Raw genomic sequence first — 21086 nt, 5'->3', positions numbered from 1 at the left:
GCAAGCGCCCGATGGCCCGCCGTTAGAACGATCCCACGACGCTGCCGAGCGCGATGACGATGACCAGCGCCAGCAGCGACGAGACGATGCCGACCATCACGATATCCAGGTAGCTCTCGCGATGGGTCAGGCCGCAGATCGCGAGCAGGCTGACCACCGCGCCGTTGTGCGGCAGGATATCCAGCGTTCCCGAACCGATCACCGCCACGCGATGCATCAGCGCGAGGTCGACGCCGGTTCGCGCGGCGAGGTCCACATAGGTCTGGCCGAGCGCATCGAGCGCGATCGTGAGGCCACCGGACGCCGAGCCGGTCAGTGCCGCCAAAATGTTGGTCGCGACCGCAAGCGACACCAGCGGTCCGCCCTCGATCGAAAGCACCCAGTCGCGCACCGTCTCAAAGGTCGGCAGCGCAGCGATGACGGCACCGAATCCGACCAGGCTTGCAACGCTCACCGCCGGCAGGACGGACGCATTCGCGCCGGCATCCATCGTCTGCCGCAACGATGCGAGCCTCGGCCAGTTCATGGCTATGGCCACGACGATCGCGGTGGCGAGCGCGACCGAGACCGACCATACGCCGGCGACCGCGGGCAAGGACGTGCCGCCCCAGCGCTGCTCGGCCAGGTATGAGAAATCCAGCCGCGGCAACACCAATAGCGACATCACGAGATTGACGGCCACGACGACGACGAGCGGCAGGATGGCGCTCAATACCGGCGCCTGTGCCTCGCTGCGACGCCCATGGCGGATCTCCGCCGGATCGAATTCGCGGGCGAGCGTCGCGCGCTCGCGTAGCAATTCATCGTCGACGATGTTCTCGGCAGCCTCGTGCGTATCTGCGCCAAAACCTTCGCCGGCGTGGCGAGCTGCGGCTTCCGCCCGTTGCAGCCACCACAAGCCCGTGCCGAGCATGACGAGGGAAGCGATGATTCCGAGCCCGGGTGCGGCGAACGGCGTCGTGCCGAAGAACGGCATCGGAATCGCGTTCTGGATCGACGGCGTGCCCGGCAGCGCCGACATCGTGAAGGTCGAGGTCCCCAGCACGATCGCCGCCGGGATCAGCCGGCGTGGAATCGAGGCTGCGCGGAACAGCGACTGTGCCATCGGCGCGATGACGAAGAAGGCGACGAACAGGCTGACGCCGCCATAGGTGACCAGCGCACCGGCCAGCACGACGGCGAGGATCACGCGCTGCTCGCCGAGCCGCTGTGCCATGAAGGTGGCGACTGCCGTCACTGCGCCGCTGTCATCCATCAGCTTGCCGAAGACGGCACCGAGCAGGAAGATCGGAAAGAACTGCGCCAAAAAGCCCGCGGCGCTCGCCATGAACACCTGCGTCAGATTGGCGAGCAGCGGCTCGCCGCCGAATGCCGCGGCCACGAGCGCCGCGAACGGGGCGAGCAGCAGGACGCTCCAGCCGCGGAAGGCCAGCACCACGAGCAGGCCGAGCCCGACGAGAATGCCGAGAAGCCCCACGTCTCAGCACTCCGCCAGGAGAACATCGAGATCGGCGGTCGAGCGCCGGCCGACGTCCTCGCGATGACGTTCGAGGAATTCGCTCGCAGCCAGCCGGCCTTCGTCGCGGAGCATCGAGAGGAACTCCCACTCCGCGTTCAGCTTGGAGGAGGCACCGAACTTCGTCAGGATGTCGCTCTTGATCCGGTGCGTCCGCATCCGCGCCCAGCGCGCGCCCTCGCCACTTCCTGGATCGGCCGCCTGACGCAGCAGCGCGATCATGCGCAACTCCTTCATCAGCGGCGAGTTGAACGAGATCTCGTTGAGCCGGTTGAGGATCTCCGCCGCGGTGCGCGGGTCTTCCGGCCGCTCCGTCGGATTGATCTGCACCAGGATGGTATCATAGGCGTCGCTTTCACGGACCAGCGGTGTGATCGTCGGATTGCCGGCGAAGCCGCCGTCCCAGTAGGGCTCGCCGTCGATCTCGATGGCACGGAACATGGTCGGAAGGCAGGCCGAGGCCAGGAGAACGTCGGCCGTGATCTCTGCGTTGCGAAAGATCCGGCCCCGGCCGGTGCGCACCCGCGTCGCCGTGATGAACAGCTTGATCTCGGAACGCGCGAGGCGTTCGAAATCGATGCTCTCGGCGAGCACCTTGCGCAGAGGATTATAGTCGACCGGGAGATCGTAGGGCGAGAACAGCCGCGACATCAGATCGGTGAAGATATAGGCCGGCGAGGTGTCGAGCGTCCAGCGCCCCATCAGGCGATCGAGCGGCGAGCGCTGCAACGGACTGAATGCCGCGGCGCGCGAAACACGGCGCCAGTATTGATCCAGCGCCTCACGCGCCCCCTTGGCGCCGCCCGCCGTCCATCCGTCGGCCAGCACCGCCGCGTTCATCGCACCGGCGGAGGTCCCGGAGATCGCGACGACATCAAACCATGTCTCCTCGAGGAGACGGTCGAGCACGCCCCAGGTGAACGCGCCGTGCGAGCCTCCGCCCTGAAGTGCAAGGTCGATCGGTATGTGGTCTCGGGCCATCGTGTCCGCACTCAGCAACTTAAGCTCAAGTTCGATGAGACTTTAGACGAGACTTGTTAGATGAGCTTTGCCTTCAGCGCCCCCAGGTAACCACAGGTAGTGTAGAAAGCAGAAGGCGGGCCACGCAACAGCGCAGCCCGCCCGAACGCGTCACAGCGTCGTGATACGAAAAGCGCTCAGTCCATTCGCCCGTCAGTGCTCGAACACCAGCCGCGCCCCGATCGTTCCGTCGAGCGCGCGGATCTGCTGGAGCAGCTCATTCGAATCCTGGCCGCCGAGGTCGGCATCGAGCACGACATAGCCGAGCTCGCCATGCGTCTCCAAATATTGGGCGGCGATGTTGACGTCTCGCTGCAAAAACACCTCGTTCAGCCGGCGCAGCATGCCCGGCACGTTGCGGTGGACGTGGCTGAAGCGGGCACCCGTGGGGCGGAGATGGAGCTGCACCTCAGGGAAATTGACCGCACCCATGGTCGAGCCGGTGACGTAATAGTCGACGAGCTTGCGGGCCACCTCGCCGCCGATCCGCTCCTGCGCCTCTTCCGTGGAGCCGCCAATGTGCGGCGTGAGGATCACGTTGCTCAGGCCCTGAAGCGGACTCTTGAAGCGATCGGCGTTCGAGGACGGCTCGACCGGGAAGACGTCGATGGCGGCGCCGGCGACGTGCTCATCGCGCAAGGCGCGCGCCAGCGCATCGAGATCGACGACGGTGCCGCGGCTGTTGTTGATCAGGAACGAACCCGGCTTCATCAGCCGCAGCTCGCGCTCGCCGATCATGCCCGCGGTCTCCGGCGTTTCCGGCACATGGAGGCTGACTACGTCGCTCTGGGCCAGGAGGTCCTCAAGCTTCTCGACCGGCTCGGTATTGCCGTGACGCAGCTTGTCGGTCCGGTCGAAGAAGATCACCCGCATGCCCATGGCTTCGGCGAGCGTCGAGAGCTGCGAGCCGATATTGCCGTAGCCGATGATGCCGAGCGTGCGGCCGCGCACTTCGCGGCTGCCGGTCGCCGACTTGTCCCAGCCGCCCTCATGCGCCGCCACCGAGCGCGGAAAGATCTGCCGCAGCAGCATCACGATCTCGCCGATGACGAGCTCGGCGACGCTGCGCGTATTGGAGAACGGCGCATTGAAGACGGGAATGCCGCGCTTGCGGGCGGCGAGCAGATCGACCTGATTGGTGCCGACGCTGAAGCAGCCGACTGCAAGGAGCTGGTCGGCCGAGGCGAGCACGTCCTCGGTGAGCTGGGTGCGCGAGCGGATGCCGAGCAGCGAAACGCCCTGCATCGCCTGCCGCAGCGCCTCGCCATCGAGTGCCTTGGTCAGCCGCTCGACATTGGTGAAACGGGCGCCCTTGAACAGGTCCACTGCGCTGTCATTGACACCTTCAAGCAGCAGGGCTTTCGCGGTCCGCTCTGGGGTCTGGCCTGTGGCTGGCATGCGGTCTCCGTGGATATCGCCTTCGCGCGGCTTAGTCGCAGGCGGGGCGGAAGACAATATGATTTTCAAGTGGAGGCAAGATGGCGGGTATGGGTCTGCCCGGGTGCGCTCAGATCACGTAAAATCCGTGCGTCGCGTCGCGGCGGAGCTGCTCGACGAGGCCGTATTCCCAGTCGAGATAGGCCTGCATCGCGCTTTCCGCGACATCGGTGCCCTCGTAGGGACGCCTGTACCGATGCACGGGATCCGGCTTGGGCAACACCTGCGGTGGGCCTACCTCGAGTGCGCCGTCATAGCCACCTTCGAGCACGTAGACTTCCCAGCCCATCTGCGCAAGCCATGACGCCGTCATGTCGGCGCGCACGCCTTTGTCGTCGGTCAGGAGGATGCGCGCGCCGCGCACGGGCGCTGCCATGTCGATCTCCTGAACGAGCTGGCCGCCCGCGTAGTGGCGGAAGCCGGCGAGGTGACCGATCGCATAGTCCTCGGCGTCGCGCACATCGAAGCGATACAGCGTTCGATGAGGTTGAGCAGCGAGCGCCGCCGCCTCACCCGCGCCGATGTGGCGAACGCCCGCACGATAGGCGACGTCGCGGGCATTGGCCGCGGCGCCTTCGAACGACCCGATCGCACCGCGCCGCCCGGCACCGTGCTCGAGCGTGTGCTTGGCGAGCGTCCACCCGATCGTGCCGTTGCGCAGCGCGCGCACTTTGTTCGGGACGCCCGCATTGATCAGCGACTGCGTGCCGATGATCGAGCGCGTGCGACCGGCGCAATTGACGATGATGGTGGTGTCGGGATCGGGCGCCGCACGGCCCGCCCGCAGCACGAGCTCGGCGCCGGGCACGCTGACCGAGCCCGGGATATTCATGGTCGCATATTCGTCGAAGCGGCGAACATCGAGGATCGCAACATTGGCCTTGCCGGCAATCAGGCTTGCGACCTCGTCGGCGCTGAGCGAGGGCGTGTGACGGCGCGCCTCGACAAGCTCGCCGAAGGCCTTGGCATAGGAGTTGACGTCCTCGAACACCTCGTGACCTGCCGCCCGCCACGCGTTGAGGCCGCCGTCGAGCGCGCCGACATTTGTGTAGCCGAGCGCCCGCAGCCGTTCGGCGCCCGTCGCGACCAGACCTTCGCCGTCATCATACAGGACGATTGCCACGTCCTTGCGCGGCAGCCGCGTCTCGGCCTCGATCGCGATGCGCCCCTCCGCCATGTTGGCGGCGAACAGGGGATGGCCAGTCGCAAACGCCGCTTCATGCCTGAGATCGAGCAGCGCGATCTCCTCGCGCAGTAGCAGCGCGCGACGGATATCTGCAGGGGTGACCGTGGGAAGCTTCATGGAGCGGCGGGTCCTCGCGAGAATGAGCCTGCCGTTTTTGAACCATTGCCGCGGCCTTGGCTAGCCGCTCCGCGCGCTCACTGCTTCGGGCCGGCTGTTCCCGTTTCCTTCAGCCGCGCCGATCTGACCCAGCCGGACACGGCATTTCCGTTTCTGGGGTTCGTGTACATCACCGAGGCCCAACCGTCGTCGGTTTGGGCGTAGGCAATCAATTCGTCCTTGGGAATGACGAAGATGCCGTTCATCGCACAGGCGAGGTTCGGAGCCGAGTATAATTGCAGTCGTCCCGCTCCGGTCACGACGTTCGCCATGGGCGGCGACAGCATCGGTGCGTCCCTGCCGCCCAGTTCCGGCTCCTTGCAGAGTGGCGCGGCGAGCGCTGGCGTCAAGGCGACCGCGCCCCAGACGATGAAAGGAAGCAAGGACCGGACCATGACCATTCGTGACCTCCGCGAATGCTCATCGGTCGTCGCGAAGGCGAGAAAGGTTTGGTCGCGTCACGCGATCGCGGGACTCACGAGCGCGTCGATCTTCGCCTTCAGCGCCTTGCCGTCGGAGAGGCCACGAAGCGGCGGACGCACGCGCAGCCAGCCGGGATCGGCGGTCTGTGCGGAGAGGATCGCTTTCAGCGTCGCGACCAACGACGGCGTCTTGACGACGATATCGATCGCCGCCTGCATGCGCGCTCCGACGTCCTTGCCGTCGACCATGCCCTTGACGAGTTCGGGCACGATGTTGGCCATGCCGCAGATGGTGCCGGCGCCGCCCGCCGCGATGGCGCGGGTGATGTCGGCTTCATTTCCCACGGTGATGGCGAGCTCGGGGGCCGCTGCACGGAATGCCTGGAATTGCTTGAAGTCGCCGCTGGAGTCCTTGAGGCCGGCAACGAGCTTGCCGAAGCGCTTGCGAAGGCTCGATGCCACCGTCGTCGGGATGGCGACGCCGGAGACCTGCGGGATGTGGTAGAGATAGGCGCGCAGGCGATCGTCCGCGACGCCATCGAGAATCGCCGCGAACGCGTCCTCAATTCCTTCAGGCGTGACGCTGCGATCGAAATAGGGCGGCAGCACCAGCACGTGGCGCAGGCCGAGGCTCAACGCCGAACGCGTCAGGGCGATGCTGTCGGTGATCGCGGGAAAGCCGCCTCCGATGCCGATGCGGTCGGCCTCGACGCCAGCCTTGAGCAGCGCCTCGACGGTCGCAACCCGCTCGGCGACGTTGAACGAGGTACCTTCGCCGGTGGTGCCGAAGATGACGACGCCGTTGACGCCCTGCTTGAAGAGCCGAAGCGCATGTTCCCCCAACCGGGCAGGATCCGCGGCCCCATCGGCCGTCAGCGGCGTCGGCGTGGCCACCCAGAATCCGCGAATTGCGTCCGTCATGACATATCCTCTTCTGCCGGCCTAAGGCTTTGATCAGTCTTTATCTTTTTGAGAAGCGCGAAACTCGCTTGGCGTTCCCTCGAGTTTCTTGTACCTTACATACAAGCTAATCACAATCCTCCCGTCAGGCGGGTCGCGCCGCCAAAAATGCATGGGCGAGCGCCAGACCTCGCACCGCGCCGTACAAAGAAGGCTCCGCATCGACATGACGACGCTGCTCGAAAGCCCCGAGGACATGCTGCGCGATCTGCGCGACCGGCTTGGCCCGCAAGCCGTGCTGATCGGCAAGGAGGTGCCCGCGCGCAATTGCAACGACTGGAGCGCGAGCCTGCCGCAAACGCCGCTCGCGGTGATCCGCCCGGTGGATGCGGCCGGCGTTGCCGCTGCGATTGCGACCTGTCGCAGGGCAAGCCTGCCGTTCGTGCCGCAGGGCGGATTGACCGGCCTGTGCCGCGGTGCCTCGCCCGAGCCCGGCTGGGTCGCGATCTCGCTGGAGCGCATGACCGGCATCGAGGAGATCGATCGCGCGTCCGCGACCATGACGGTGAAGGCCGGCACGCCGCTGGAGTCGATCCAGAAGGCGGCCGATGAGGCCGGCTTCTTCTTTCCGCTCGATCTGGGATCGCGCGGGTCCTGCGCGATCGGCGGCAATCTCTCCACCAATGCCGGCGGCAACCGCGTGATCCGCTATGGCATGACGCGCGAGCTGGTGCTCGGGCTCGAGGTCGCGCTCCCGGACGGCACCATCATCACCAATCTCAACAAGCTGATGAAGAACAATGCCGGCTACGACCTGAAGCATCTCTTCATCGGCTCGGAAGGCACGCTCGGCATCATCACGCGCGTGGTGCTGCGGCTGTTTCCAAAGCCGCGCTCGACCATGGCCGCGCTGTGCGCGCTGAAGGATTATGCCGCCGTGGTCGCGCTGCTCGATGCCGCGCGCTCCGGCCTCGGCCCGCTGCTGTCGGCCTTTGAGGTGATGTGGCCGGATTATTGGGAGGTGATCACGGCGCGCGCGGGCGTCAAGCCGCCGGTCGCGGCTGGTCACGGACTTTACGTACTGGTCGAAGCGCAAGGCACGGACGAGAGCATCGATGCGCCGCGCTTCCAGGCCTGGCTTGAAGAGCTATTGGAGCGCGGCCTGCTCGCGGACGCCGCCGTCGCCCAATCGCTGGCGCAGACGCAGAAACTCTGGGCAGTGCGCGACATCTGTTCCGAGTTCGGCCAGGTGCTGGGGCCGCACCTCTCCTACGACATCGGCCTTGCGGTCAAGCGCATGGATGAGTTCGTCACGCGCTGCAAGACAGCGCTCGCCGACGGCATCGAGGGCTGCGAGAGCGTCTATTACGGCCATATCGGCGACGGCAATCTACACCTGGTGTCCTGGGTGACGGGCCTGCCGACCGAGCGCCAGCCGAAGGACGCGCTGGACGCGATCATCTATGGCCTCGTGCGCGAGATGGGCGGCAGCGTCTCGGCAGAGCACGGCATCGGCACGCTGAAGAAGCAATGGCTCGGGCATGCCCGCAGCGAAGCCGAGATCGCGCTGATGCGCACGCTGAAGGCCGCGCTCGATCCCGATCATCTGCTCAATCCCGGCAAGGTCATCTGAACCCCGATGAAGTCGCTGAAGCTCGACCCGCCGAAATCGCTGGCGCAGCGCGTGATGCTGCGCCTGCGTCAGGGCATCATCGACGGCGAGTTCGCGCTCGGCGCGGCGATTTCCGAAGAGATGGTCGCGCAATCCTTCGGCGTCAGCCGCACCCCGGTGCGCGAGGCGATGGGACAGTTGCAGGCGCAGGGCCTCGTGGTGATCCGGCCGCAGGTCGGCAGCTTCGTCTTTACCCCGAGCGCGGAGGACATCACAGCGCTCTGCACGTTCCGGATCGTGATCGAGCCCAAGGCCGCCGAGCTTGCCTTTGCGCACGACCGCGCGGGCGCGGGCGCGGCGATGGAGGCCGCAATCGCCGGGATGGAGGAGGCGGTCGCGGCAAAGGACAACGTCGCCTATGGGCGCGGGGACACCGCAATGCACGAAGCGCTGTTCGCCCACTGCGGCAATCGCTACCTTCAGGAATCCTATCAACTCGTCTCCGGGCGCGTCGCGACGCTGCGCACCAATCTGAGCTCGCCGATCGACGTACGAACGCCCGAATCCTTCGAACAGCACCGGACGCTGCTGCGCCTGTTCGAGCGCGGCGACTTCGCAGCTTTCGCGAAGCTGATGACCACGCACATCAACAATTCGGGCAAGACCTATGCACAAACGCTCCAGATCGCTTGAACCCGCTCGCATCGGGCCTGCTCCGAGCCACATGGCCGAGGATCGAGATCGATTCACCGGCCCTGCCCCGTGGCGGGGGTAGTTACGAGACAATCCTAACCAAAGAGAGGAAACGCGAAGTGTTGAGTGGTTACAGGAAGGCGATCAGGACCTGCGCCGTGGCGATGTCGGTGCTTCTGGGCACGGCATGGACGACGCAAACGACCGCGAGCGCCGAGGAAAAGCTCGTCGTGTGGTGGAACAAGGGCTACTACAAGGCCGAGGAAGACGCGCTGCTCGACGTCATCAAGAAGTTCGAGGCCAAGAGCGGCGTGAAGGTCGAGCTGTCGCAATATGCGACGCAGGACATGATCCCGAAACTGGTGGCGGCGCTGGATTCCGGCAATCCGCCCGACGTGACCTATGCGGACACCTACAATTTCCAAGGCGTCGGCAAGTGGGCCTCCGAAGGCAAGCTCGTGGAGCTCGGCTCCATCCTTGAGCCCATCAAGGGAGAGTTCGCTCCGCATCCGCTCGAAACCGTCATGCTGTACAACGACAAGACCAAAGCGAAGGCCTATTACGCCTTCCCGGTCAAGCAGGCGACGCTGCATCTCCACTTTTGGAAGGACATGCTCGAGGAGGCAGGTCTCAAGGAGACGGACATCCCGAAGGACTGGAAGGGCTTCTGGTCGTTCTGGTGCGACACGGCGCAGCCGGCCGTGCGCAAAGCGACCGGCAAGCGTATCTACGGCATCGGCCATCCCATGGGCGTCGACGCCACCGACAGCTTCATTTCCTTTCTCGTGTTCATGGACGCCTACAACGTTGTGCTCGTCGACGACAACGGCAAGCTCCTGGTCGACGATCCCAAGGTGAAGGCGGGCCTTGTCGCTGCAATGAAGGACTATGTCGCGATTGCCGCCAAGGGATGCACGCCGCAATCGGCCACGAGCTGGAAGGATCCCGACAACAACGTCGCCTTCCACAACAAGACGACGATCATGACGCACAATTCGACGATCTCCGTTCCCGGCAAATGGCTGGACGATGCCAGCAACGAGACGCTGACCGCCGAGCAACGCGAGGAGGCAAAGAAGAATTACTATGACCGCATCCGCACCATCGTCTGGCCAGACAAACCGGACGGCACGCCAGTCCACACTCGTGCGTCGGTGACCGTCGGCATGATCTTCGAGCAGGCCAAAAACAAGGAGCGGGCCAAGGAGTTCGTCTCATTCCTGCTGCGCGACGAGAACCTGCAGCCCTATGTCGAGGGCGCCCTCGGCCGCTGGTTCCCGGTCAAGACCGCCGCCCAGAAGTCCGCGTTCTGGGATAGCGACGTGCATCGCCGTGCCGAGCGCGATCAGTTCGCCGCCGGCGTCGGCGGTTATGAGATGAGCAAGAACTACAAGTTCACGGCGCTCAACAACGAGAACGTCTGGATCAAGGCCGTGAACGCCATCGTCACCAACAAGGTGCCGGTCGAGCAGGCCGTCGATCAGATGATCGCGCGGATCAAGGAAGTGGCCGGCAACTGAGGCCTCACCTCAAGCGCGGGCGCTGCAAGTGGGTTCATCTCGCTCATGCGCCCGCGCCAGGCGCCGGTGCCTGCGTCGCGACAGATAAAGCAGGACGCTCGCCGAGCGTCCTGTTCGCGTAGATGTCCGCCATGATTGATACTGATTGCGCGCCGTCTTTTGGAACGCAAGCGCGGCGCGGCTGCGTGTCACAGCATGCTAGTCGCATTCGTAGGTGGCCACGACGTTCGAGAAATCGAGCCTTGCGAGCGCATCGGGATCAATCCAGAAATGCAGCACGCAGCCGATGTTGGCGTGCCAGTCGAAGAACGCGAGGTCTCCCCCAATCTGGAGCAACAGGATGTCCTCAAGGTGCTCCTCCGTTGCATCCTGTGGACCGCTGCCATAGCCCAGCATCTGATGAAGCGCGGTGCTGAAATGGCGGTATTGCCCGTCCTTCACCGTCGGCGTTTTCCAATGATTTTGCCGGGCGAGATTTGCGATGTACTCGTGAGGGACATCGTCGCACGCCTCGGGATCCTGGGTCGCCATGCAACGGACGGTGTGATTAATGGCATAACCGAGGTTGGCCGGGATTTTGTGAGGATAGGTGAATACTTGCTCGTCCAACCTCTCGTATGTCTGCGCAACGTCGAACCACCAACTGCGAAAGCCCGCTTTTGCATCGGCCTCGAGGCGATCCAGTGAGGTCAATGTCCGGCAGCGCTCAAGCCATCGGATGGCACCGGCACGAAGACGGCGCAACTCCGTAGCCGCCTGGTCGCCGAGGGGCTTGTAGGATCGCGGTCTGAAGTCATCCTGGATGAGCGACAACACCGAGCGAACGACATACGTCATAAGCAACCAGTTGAACGGCCAATCCTCATCCTTGGCATATGCATCCATCGCACGAAACTGGAGCAGGTCCGCTTGCTTTGGCTCGCCCGGGCCCAACGCCCGACACAATGACTCGACGAAGAGCTCGCCTCCCACCGGGTCCTCGTGGAAGTAGAAGTCGGTGAACGGCTGAAAGGAAAGAGGGTATTTGAACTCGACCCTGGAATGAAAATCGACGGCCGGGTCGAGCCATTTGACCTGGGCGTCGCCGTCGCTGCCGCCGAGCGGCATAAGATCAGGTGGCGGCGACCGTTCGGCATACGCGCCACCATGTGCGGGGGAATAGAGCACGCGGCATGGAGGCCGGTCTTCACCGACAAACACCGAACTACAGAAGAAATAGAGGGTACCAACCTTTGGGAGTGGCGACGGTATGGAGCGCGGCAGGTCTGCCAGGTCGATCTGTGCAACGAAGCTAAGCGCGACGGTCTCCAACTTCTCATTCGCCCTGACGTCTGCTCTCGGCCATTCGAACGCCGGAGGCAGCTTGGGGAGGCCGCCGAAGAAGCTTCGCGCGGGGTGAGCGAGCGGCACAGGCAGATCGCTGCGTGTGACGAGCGCCGCAGGGAGCGCTGATTCCGCAAGCGCATCTCGTTCAGATCTGGCCATCATCGCCCCCTGCCACCCCAGCGTGTATAGAGCCGATGGAACCATTCGGCCACGGATCAGACAAGGGGGGCTGCTTGTCACATCCGCGTCCGATGCGGCTTAGCGTTCTCGCGGCTTGTCTCGCCCGAGCCTGGCCATACTCGCCACGGCAACAGGCAGAAATTGATGGGCCGATCGATTGAATTTGCGGCACACCCGGCTTATGCGTGGGCGCCATGGATACCATCGCCAACGCCGCAAAACCCTTGAGTTCCTGGCCCCGCCACCGGGCACATCCCGGCAAGGCGGCGCCGTTCCTGCCGATGAGCCGCGCCGAGATGACGGCGCTCGGCTGGGATGCCTGCGACATCGTGCTGGTGACGGGTGATGCCTATGTCGACCATCCGAGCTTCGGGATGGCGATCATCGGCCGGTTGCTGGAAGCGCAGGGCTTTCGGGTCGGCATCATCGCGCAACCGGACTGGCATTCGGCCGAGCCGTTCAAGACGCTGGGAAAGCCGAAGGTCTTCTTCGGCGTCACCGGCGGCAACATGGACTCGATGGTCAACCGCTACACGGCCGACCGGCGCTTGCGCCACGACGACGCCTATACGCCGGGCGGCGAAGGCGGCCGGCGCCCGGATCGCTGCACGATCGTCTACGCCCAGCGTTGCCGCGAGGCGTTCAAGGACGTGCCGATCGTTCTCGGCGGCATCGAGGCCTCGCTGCGCCGGATCGCGCATTACGACTACTGGTCCGACAAGGTGCGCCGCTCAGTGCTGGCCGACGCCAAGGCGGATCTCCTGCTCTACGGCAACGCGGAACGTGCCGTCGTCGAGGTGGCGCACCGGCTCGCCGTTGGCACGGCGCCGCGCGAGCTCGATTCCATCCGGGGCACCGCACTGTTTCGCCGCGCGCCCGGGGATTACACCGAGCTTCACGCGGACGATCTCGACTCCGCCGACGAAGGCGCGGCTCGCCACCCCGGCAACACCGTGATCCGGCTGCCGGCCTGCGAGCAGGTCGAGCAGGACCGCGAGGCCTATGCGCGCGCGTCACGCGTGCTGCACCGGGAGAGCAATCCCGGCAATGCGCGGCCGCTGGTCCAGCGCCATGGCGATCGCGACCTCTGGCTGAACCCGCCGCCGATCCCGCTGACCACCGAGGAGATGGACGCCGTCTACGATCTGCCCTACGCCCGCGCGCCGCATCCAGCCTACGGAGATGCAAGGATCCCGGCCTGGGAGATGATCAAGTTCTCGGTGACGATCATGCGCGGCTGCTTCGGCGGCTGCACCTTCTGTTCGATCACCGCCGCATCATCCAGAACCGCTCGGAAGGCTCGATCCTGCGCGAGATCGAGCGCATCCGCGACAAGACACCGGGCTTCACCGGCGTGATCTCCGACATCGGCGGTCCCACCGCCAACATGTACCGGATGGCGTGCAAGGATCCGAAGGTTGAAGCGGCGTGCCGGCGGCCGTCCTGCGTCTTCCCCGAGATCTGCCCGAACCTCAACACCTCGCACGACGACCTGATCCGGCTGTATCGGAAGGTACGCGAGACCAAGGGCATCAAGAAGGTGATGGTCGCTTCCGGCGTGCGCTACGACCTCGCGGTGGAGAGCCCGGAATATGTCAAGGAGCTCGTCACCCATCACGTCGGCGGCTACTTGAAGATCGCGCCCGAGCACACCGAGCGCGGCCCGCTCGACAAGATGATGAAGCCGGGAATCGGCGCCTATAACCGCTTCAAGCGGATGTTCGATGCCGCAGCAGAGCAGGCCGGCAAGAAATATTACCTGATCCCCTATTTCATCGCGGCGCATCCGGGCACGACCGACGAGGACATGATGAACCTCGCGCTCTGGCTCAAGAAGAACCGCTATCGCGCCGACCAGGTGCAGACCTTCCTGCCCTCGCCAATGGCAACCGCCACGGCGATGTACCACACCGGCGTCAATCCGCTGCGCGGCGTGCGCCGCGGCGGCAGCGACAAGGTCGAGGCGATCAAGGGCCTGCGGCAGCGCCGGTTGCACAAGGCGTTCCTGCGCTATCACGACCCCGACAACTGGCCAGTGCTGCGTGAGGCGCTGAAGGAGATGGGCCGCGCCGACTTGATCGGCTCCCGCCCCGACCAGCTCGTGCCCGCACACCAGCCGCCGGGCACCGGCAAGGCCGCCGGCACGCGACGTCCCTTGCGCCCGGGCGACCGGACGCAGCGCTTTACGACGAAGGGCGTGCGCGTGATGAAGTGAACATCGATCGCGGCGTTGTCCAGACGAAGCGGAATCGTGGTAGTATCATCGGGTCGCTGCCGAAAGCACGACCTGAACATTTCACTGGTCTTGGGTGGTTCGCGCCATGCTCAGGCCTACAGAAGACACACGTGAAATCCAAGAGCTGAACCCGGCTGAACTGGGTGCGATCGCCCACCTGTATCGCGGCGAGATCTATCGCAGCACCATCTGGCGCACACGTCTCGACAATACGACCAACTGGTCGATCGTGACCTTGGGCATCGCCCTGTCGTCGACATTCTCGTCTAAAGAGGCATCAGCGCTGCCGCTCATTCTGATAGGCATGCTGCTCGCGGTGTTTCTCGGACTCGAGGCGCGCCGTTATCGCTATTTCAACGTTTGGCGCGCGCGGGCGCGCTTTCTCGAAACACACTGGTACGTTCCGATCTTGAGCGGCAAGCGCGGAGAGGACGATGCCGGCTGGCGGAACATCCTAGCGGAAGACTACCTGCATCCGCGCCATCATATCAGTTTCGTTCGCGCCGCCGGGCGTCGCATTCGCCGCACATACATCTGGATCATCGTGATCCAGACATCCGCCTATGTCGGCAAACTCGCGATTCATCCGCAAATGGCGGCTCACCTTGATGAGCTCATCGATCGCGCCGCAATCGGCCCGATCCCGGGCTGGGTGGTGATTTGCTGCGGCCTTCTCTACAATCTCTGCTGGGTTGTACTTGCCGTCGCGACGTATTGGCTTGATCGGCGTGCACATGGCACACGACCCTCCACGGGCGGAATGGGTTGACCGCAGAGGCGGCACCCCGCGGTTCGCAGATAGGTCGGCAATACTGTCTAACCGCGCAGTGGCAGAGTCGCGTCGCGATGCAGTGACGAATTGCGGCATTCGATTGCAAGGCCTATCTTGAGACCAGACAATCACGCGGCCGCCTATCGTGCGGCGTGGGCTCACGGCGGACGGCTTGCATACCCATCGGAGGGCACGCCATGTCCATTGCTCCGACGCTGCACCGATATCTCGCTGCCGAAAAAATCCAGTATGCCGAGATCCCGCACGATCTCACCATGTCATCGACGCGCACGGCGGAGGCCTGCCACGTCTCGGGCGATCGTCTCGCCAAGGCCGTCGTGTTGCGGCATGACGGCGGCTATATGCTCGCGATCGTGCCGGCATCGCACCATCTCAACCTGCCCGATCTGAAGCACAGGCTCGGCGAGGATCTCGTGATGGCCAACGAAACCGAGATCAATCGAATCTTCGCCGACTGCGCGCACGGAGCCGTGCCGGCCGTCGGCAGGTGCTACGGGCTCGATCTCATCGTCGACGACACCATCCAGGCCCAGCCCGAAGTCTATATCGAAGCCGGCGATCACGAGACGCTGCTCCAGCTGACGCATGCGCAGTTCACGCGCCTGACGGCCAATGCGCCGCATGGACGCTTCAGCGTGCACGATTGACGCGGCACGACGGCGAGATGATCCACCAGTAGGTTTCCGGTCGCGACGACGCGTGCGGTCGCACCCGGTTCGTTGTATAGTCACGTGGCGGGGGCTGCGTTCACAACGGAGGTCCTCATGAAGGTCAAGGACGTGATGCACAAGGGCGTCGATTGGGTCAGCCCTGACACCCCGATCACTGAGATCGCGAAGTTGATGCAAGGGCACGACGTCGGCTGCATTCCGATCGGTGAAGACGACCATTTGATCGGGATGGTGACGGATCGCGACATCGTCTGCAAAGGCCTTGCAGCCAAGGACTTCAACGCCGCGCGCATGACGGCGCGGGACGTGATGACCGAGGGCATCCATTGCTGCCGGGAAGACGACGATCTGGCGAAAGCCGTGCATCACATGGAGACGCTGAAGATCCGGAGGCTGCCCGTCATCAACAAGAGCAAGCGGATGGTCGGCATGATCAGCCTGGGTGATGTCGGCCAATCCGCCACCACCGATCTGTTGACCCAATGCGTCAAGGGCGTTTCGGCCCATCACCATTGAGGCAGCGCCGGCTCGACGCGAGGGACGTCAATGGCTCCGTGCCAAGGCGGCGCGGGCAAGGGAGGACATGATGGCGTGGCGCGACGACAAGGCCCGGGCAACCCTGATCCATGATGCGACAGGAAGCGTTCAGCCAGGCAAGAGCCCTCGGACCTTTGCCGAGCTTCTGTTCGGCTACACCAATCTCGAGGACCTCGCCAATTACGACGCCTCCTCACTGGCCCTCCTCGCCGAGCAATCCTGGGAGCATGTGCAGCGACGCACGGCGGGCAATGCCGATATCCGCGTCGTCAATCCGGCGATGCCGGACGGGCGCGAGATTTCCGTGCTCGAAATTCTCAACGACAACATGCCCTTCCTGTTCGACTCCACCATGGCGGAACTCACCGAGCAGGGCATCGAGGTCACCCTCGTCGCTCACCCGATCATCGCGGTGGAGCGCGATGACCAGGGCAAGCTGCTGCGTTTCCATGGCGAAGCATTGCCGGAAGGGGCAAGGGGCGCGCGAGAGAGCCTGATTCACCTCCACATCACCCGCCTGGATGCCGAGGCCGACCAGCAGAAGCTGGTCGTCGGCCTCACCAAGACGCTGAACGACGTGCGCGCCTGCGTCACCGACTGGCGAGCCATGAGGGACCGCGTCGAGCAGGCGATCAAGACGTTCACGTCCAATCCGCCGCCGCTCCCGATCGACGAGGTCGCCGAGGCCAACCAGTTCCTGCAATGGCTGTGTGCAGACAATTTCACCTTTCTGGGCGTGCGCGAATATCGCTTCTCGCCCGACAGCGATGCCTCGGACGACATCACGACCGGCGAAGGCCTCGGCATCCTGAGCGACCCCGATGCGAAGGTCCTGCGCCGCGGCAACGAAATGGTTGTGATGACGTCGGAGATTCGCGAGTTCATGCACGAGCCTACCCTGCTCATCGTCATCAAGGCCAATGTCAGCAGCCGCGTCCATCGCCGCATCCGGATGGACTATGTCGGGATCAAGCTCTACACGCCCGACGGGCGGCTCGAGGGCGAGTTGCGCGTCGTCGGCCTGTTCACCTCGGGCGCCTATACGCGCTCGGTCCGGCAGATCCCTTATGTTCGCCACAAGGTGTCGCGGGTGCTCCAACGCGCCGGCTTCGACCCGAGCGGCCATTCGGGCAAGGCGTTCATGCATATTCTCGAAGAGTATCCGCGCGACGAGCTGTTCCAGATCGACGTCGACACTCTCTACGATTTCGTTATGCAGATCCTGATCCTCTATGAGCGCCCTCGCGTCCGGGCGCTAGCGCGGGTCGACAAGTTCGATCGATTCGTCTCGATCCTCGCCTTCATTCCGCGCGACAAATACGACACCGACGTGCGCACGCGCGTCGCCAACTTCCTGGCGCAGGCCTTCCGGGGGACGGTGTCGGCCTCCTACGTGTCCTTCCCCGAAGGCGCGTTGGCGCGCGTCCACTACATCATCGGGCGCTATGAAGGTAAGACTCCCGCCGTCGAGCGCGCCACGCTGGAGGCCGGGATCAGCGCCATTGCCGCAACATGGGCTGACAAGCTGAAGGCCGCGCTGACTGCGTCAACCGACGGCATGCGGGCGCGCATGCTCGCCAATCGCTATGCCCAGGCCTTTAGCGGCGGCTATACCGAGGTTTTCACGGCGGAACAGTCGGTCGCCGACATTGCGACCATCGAAAAGCTGACGGCGGCCCGCCCGGTGACGATTTCGGTTCACCGCTTCGAGGGCAAGGACGATCCCAGGCGCTTCGGCCTGAAGGTGTTCTCGGACGCCGCGCCGCTGTCGCTGTCCTATCGGGTGCCGGTGATCGAAAATCATGGCCTGCGCGTGGTCAACGAGCGTACCTATCAGATCGTCCCCGGTAACAGGCCTGAGCCGGTCTGGCTGCACGACATGACGATCGAGACCAGCGACGGTCAGCCGATCGAGATCAGTCCGGAATTGAGCCATCGCCTGGAAGCCTCGATCATGGCGGTCGTCGCCGATCGCGCCGAATCCGACGGATACAATGCCCTGATTCTGCGCACGGCCCTGGGCTGGCGGGAAGTCTCGAGCATCCGGGCGTTGTCCCGCTATCTGCACCAGATCCGCGCTCCATTCAGCCAGGACTATATGTGGCAGACCTTGCGCAAGAACGCCGCGATCACCGCCAACCTCGTCGCGTTGTTCCAGGCCCGCCTCGATCCGCGCCTCGCCCAGACGGAGGCTGAGCGTGCGGCGCGCGAGACGACCCTGCTTGCTGAGATCGAGGAGCAGCTCAAATCCGTCGCCTCGCTCGATGAAGACCGCATCCTGCGCCGTTTCACCAATCTGGTGCAGTCGACCATCCGCACCAATTTGTGGCAGGTCGGCCAGGACGGACATCCGCGCCCGGTGATCTCAATCAAGTTCAACGCGCGCGGGATCGAAGACCTGCCGGCGCCGCGACCGCTATACGAGATTTTCGTCTATTCACCGCGGGTCGAAGGCATTCACTTGCGCTTCGGCAAGGTTGCGCGCGGGGGACTGCGCTGGTCCGACCGGCCGCAGGATTTCCGCACCGAGATCCTGGGCCTCGTGAAGGCGCAGCAGGTCAAGAATGCCGTGATCGTGCCGGTCGGCGCCAAGGGCGGCTTCGTGCCCAAGCGCCTGCCGCCGCCCTCCAATCGCGAGGTGTGGCTGGCCGAAGGCACCGAGGCCTATCGCATCTTCGTTCGCTCGCTGCTCGAACTCACGGACAATCTCGACGGCGACGACATCGTGCCGCCCGACTCCACCGTGCGGCATGACGGCGACGATCCGTACCTCGTTGTCGCCGCCGACAAGGGCACCGCCACCTTCTCCGACGTCGCCAACGCGATCTCAACCGAGAAGAACCATTGGCTCGGCGATGCCTTTGCCTCCGGCGGCAGCCAGGGCTATGACCACAAGAAGATGGGAATCACGGCGCGCGGCGCCTGGGAGGCGGTCAAGCGGCACTTCCGCGAGCTCGGCACCGACATTCAGACCATGCCGTTTACCGTTGCCGGCGTCGGCGACATGTCCGGCGACGTCTTCGGCAACGGCATGCTGCTCTCGCCGGCGACGAAGCTCGTCGCGGCTTTCGATCACCGCGACATCTTCATCGATCCTTCGCCCGATCCGGCGACCAGCTTCGCCGAGCGCAAGCGCCTGTTCGACCTGCCGCGATCGAGCTGGCAGGACTACAACAAGTCGCTGATCTCGCAAGGCGGCGGTGTGTTCCCGCGCTCGCTCAAGGCGATCCCGCTCGCGCCGGAAGTGCGCGCCCTGCTCGATCTCGACAAGCCGCAGGCCACGCCGTTCGAGGTGATGATCGCCATCCTGAAAGCGCGCACGGACCTCCTGTGGTTTGGCGGCATCGGCACCTATATCCGCTCGTCCTCGGAAAGCGACGATCAGGCCGGCGACCGCGCCAATGATCCGATCCGCATCACCGGCACCGAGGTCCGCGCCCGGGTGATCGGCGAAGGCGCCAATCTCGGCGTCACCCAGCGCGGACGCATCGAAGCGGCGCAGAAGGGCATCAAGCTCAACACCGACGCCATCGACAATTCGGCCGGCGTGAACACCTCCGACGTCGAGGTCAATATCAAGATTGCGCTGGCGCGCCCCGAGCGCGAGGGGCGCCTCAGCCCCGCCGACCGCAACAGCCTGCTCGCCGCGATGACCGACGAGGTCGGCACGCTGGTGCTGCGCAACAACTATCTGCAGACGCTGGCGCTCTCACTCGCCGAACGCAAGGGCGTGGCCGAGAGCGGCTTCCTTACCCGCCTCATGCAATCGCTCGAGCAGCGCGGTCTGCTCAGCCGCGCCGTGGAGTTCTTGCCGGACGATGCGGCGATCACCGAACGCGCGAGGCGCGGGCAGTCCCTGACACGGCCCGAACTCGCCGTGTTGCTCGCCTACGCCAAGCTGACGCTGTACGATGACCTGCTCGTGACCAACGTGCCTGATGATCCATATCTTGCCCGCGAGCTGTCCCAGTATTTTCCGCGCGAGGTCCAGGACAAATTCCCGACCGCGGTCGAATTCCATCGGCTGCGGCGGGAGATCATCGCGACCAGTCTCGCCAATGCCGTCATCAACCGTGGCGGCCCGGCATGCATCGTGCGCCTGATCGACGAGACCGATGCCGATATCCCCACCATCGTCATGGCCTATGTGGCGGTGGATGAGTCCTACGGGCTCCAAGGGCTGAATGACGCGATCGACAAGCTTGACGCCTGCATCGACGGGCAGTTGCAGCTGTCGCTCTACGCGACGATCCAGGATCTTCTGCTGTCCCGGATGGTCTGGTACGTGCGCAATGTCGATTTCAGGGATGGCCTGGAGACGGTGATTGCACGTTTCGGCCCGGGCATCCGCGAGATCACGGCCTCCCTCGACAACTCCTTGCCGCCGGACTTGCAGGCCGTGCGCAGCAAGCGTCGGCAGGACCTCACCGAGGCCGGCGTCCCGGCCGGCCTTGCCGGCGAGCTCGCCGACCTCGACGCCCTGATCGCGGCACCCGATATCGTGACGGTCGCCGAACGCACCACCCGCGCCATCGGCGATGCCACCGCGACCTTCTTCGCTGCGGAAGCCAATTTCCGTCTCGATCGCATCATCGCCGCCGCGCGCAGCGTCCCGGCCAACGATTATTTCGAACGCCTCGCCATCGACCGCGCCGTCGACCAGATCGCAGCGGCCGAAAGACGACTGGCCGCGGATATGCTGGCGACCGGCCAGTCCGGCCAGCAAGCCGTCGAGATCTGGCTCACGGCTCACCCCGAAGCGACGCGCATCCGCCGCTCGGTCGAGGAGATTGCCGCCAGCGGCCTGACGCTCGCCAAGCTGACGGTGGCGGCGAACTTGCTGGGGGATCTGGTCAAGGGCTGACGCGCCCGCAAACGGAG

The 21086-nt window shown here is 64.6% G+C and carries 14 protein-coding genes and 1 pseudogene; 8 read left to right on the top strand and 7 right to left on the bottom strand.

Features of this window, described 5'->3' with window-relative positions; all coding sequences use genetic code 11:
* Positions 1-22: 22 nt before the first annotated feature.
* From Q3C01_RS30970 to Q3C01_RS30945, 6 genes are all read right to left on the bottom strand, one after another.
* Complete coding sequence (locus tag Q3C01_RS30970) at positions 23-1477, bottom strand: GntP family permease (protein WP_458149083.1); 1455 nt, start codon at positions 1475-1477, stop codon at positions 23-25.
* Between the two features lie 3 nt (positions 1478-1480).
* Positions 1481-2497, bottom strand: a complete 1017-nt coding sequence (locus Q3C01_RS30965; protein WP_458149082.1) for a patatin-like phospholipase family protein — start codon at positions 2495-2497, stop codon at positions 1481-1483.
* A 192-nt stretch (positions 2498-2689) separates the two neighbouring features.
* On the bottom strand, positions 2690-3934 hold the full coding sequence (gene serA / locus Q3C01_RS30960; protein WP_458149081.1) for a phosphoglycerate dehydrogenase: 1245 nt from the start codon (positions 3932-3934) through the stop codon (positions 2690-2692).
* 109 nt (positions 3935-4043) lie between these two features.
* On the bottom strand, positions 4044-5276 hold the full coding sequence (locus Q3C01_RS30955) for a rhodanese-like domain-containing protein (RefSeq protein ID WP_458149080.1): 1233 nt from the start codon (positions 5274-5276) through the stop codon (positions 4044-4046).
* Between the two features lie 77 nt (positions 5277-5353).
* On the bottom strand, positions 5354-5716 hold the full coding sequence (locus Q3C01_RS30950; protein WP_458149079.1) for a hypothetical protein: 363 nt from the start codon (positions 5714-5716) through the stop codon (positions 5354-5356).
* A 57-nt stretch (positions 5717-5773) separates the two neighbouring features.
* Entirely contained in the window at positions 5774-6658 is an 885-nt protein-coding gene (locus Q3C01_RS30945) for a dihydrodipicolinate synthase family protein (protein WP_458149078.1), read from the bottom strand.
* 199 nt (positions 6659-6857) lie between these two features.
* Between Q3C01_RS30945 and Q3C01_RS30940 the strand changes: the two genes are divergently transcribed.
* From Q3C01_RS30940 to Q3C01_RS30930, 3 genes are all read left to right on the top strand, one after another.
* Complete coding sequence (locus Q3C01_RS30940) at positions 6858-8270, top strand: FAD-binding oxidoreductase (RefSeq protein WP_458149125.1); 1413 nt, start codon at positions 6858-6860, stop codon at positions 8268-8270.
* A gap of 6 nt (positions 8271-8276) precedes the next feature.
* Positions 8277-8942: a GntR family transcriptional regulator gene (locus tag Q3C01_RS30935; RefSeq protein WP_458149077.1), complete on the top strand. Its 666-nt coding sequence runs from the start codon at positions 8277-8279 to the stop codon at positions 8940-8942.
* A 164-nt stretch (positions 8943-9106) separates the two neighbouring features.
* Positions 9107-10462, top strand: coding sequence for an ABC transporter substrate-binding protein (locus Q3C01_RS30930; protein WP_458149124.1), 1356 nt, complete (start codon positions 9107-9109; stop codon positions 10460-10462).
* Between the two features lie 198 nt (positions 10463-10660).
* Here the strand turns inward: Q3C01_RS30930 and Q3C01_RS30925 are convergent, their stop codons facing one another.
* On the bottom strand, positions 10661-11947 hold the full coding sequence (locus Q3C01_RS30925) for a DUF1963 domain-containing protein (protein WP_458149076.1): 1287 nt from the start codon (positions 11945-11947) through the stop codon (positions 10661-10663).
* 215 nt (positions 11948-12162) lie between these two features.
* Between Q3C01_RS30925 and Q3C01_RS30920 the strand changes: the two are divergent.
* The 5 genes and pseudogenes from Q3C01_RS30920 to Q3C01_RS30900 all read left to right on the top strand — a co-directional run bounded on the left by Q3C01_RS30920 (position 12163) and on the right by Q3C01_RS30900 (position 21069).
* Positions 12163-14183 (top strand): annotated as a pseudogene (locus Q3C01_RS30920) (YgiQ family radical SAM protein).
* Positions 14184-14289: 106 nt separating this feature from the next.
* Positions 14290-14973 (top strand): DUF2270 domain-containing protein, encoded by a 684-nt coding sequence (locus Q3C01_RS30915; RefSeq protein WP_458149075.1) that lies wholly within the window; start codon positions 14290-14292, stop codon positions 14971-14973.
* 200 nt (positions 14974-15173) lie between these two features.
* Positions 15174-15644, top strand: a complete 471-nt coding sequence (locus Q3C01_RS30910) for an aminoacyl-tRNA deacylase (protein ID WP_458149074.1) — start codon at positions 15174-15176, stop codon at positions 15642-15644.
* A 117-nt stretch (positions 15645-15761) separates the two neighbouring features.
* Positions 15762-16184, top strand: coding sequence for a CBS domain-containing protein (locus Q3C01_RS30905; protein WP_458149073.1), 423 nt, complete (start codon positions 15762-15764; stop codon positions 16182-16184).
* A gap of 70 nt (positions 16185-16254) precedes the next feature.
* On the top strand, positions 16255-21069 hold the full coding sequence (locus tag Q3C01_RS30900) for an NAD-glutamate dehydrogenase (RefSeq protein ID WP_458149072.1): 4815 nt from the start codon (positions 16255-16257) through the stop codon (positions 21067-21069).
* The last annotated feature ends 17 nt before the right edge of the window (positions 21070-21086 follow it).

This window comes from Bradyrhizobium sp. UFLA05-109 (assembly GCF_054185165.1).
The sequence above is the reverse complement of the archived record's forward strand: the minus strand, read 5'-3'. Positions and strand labels throughout refer to the sequence as shown.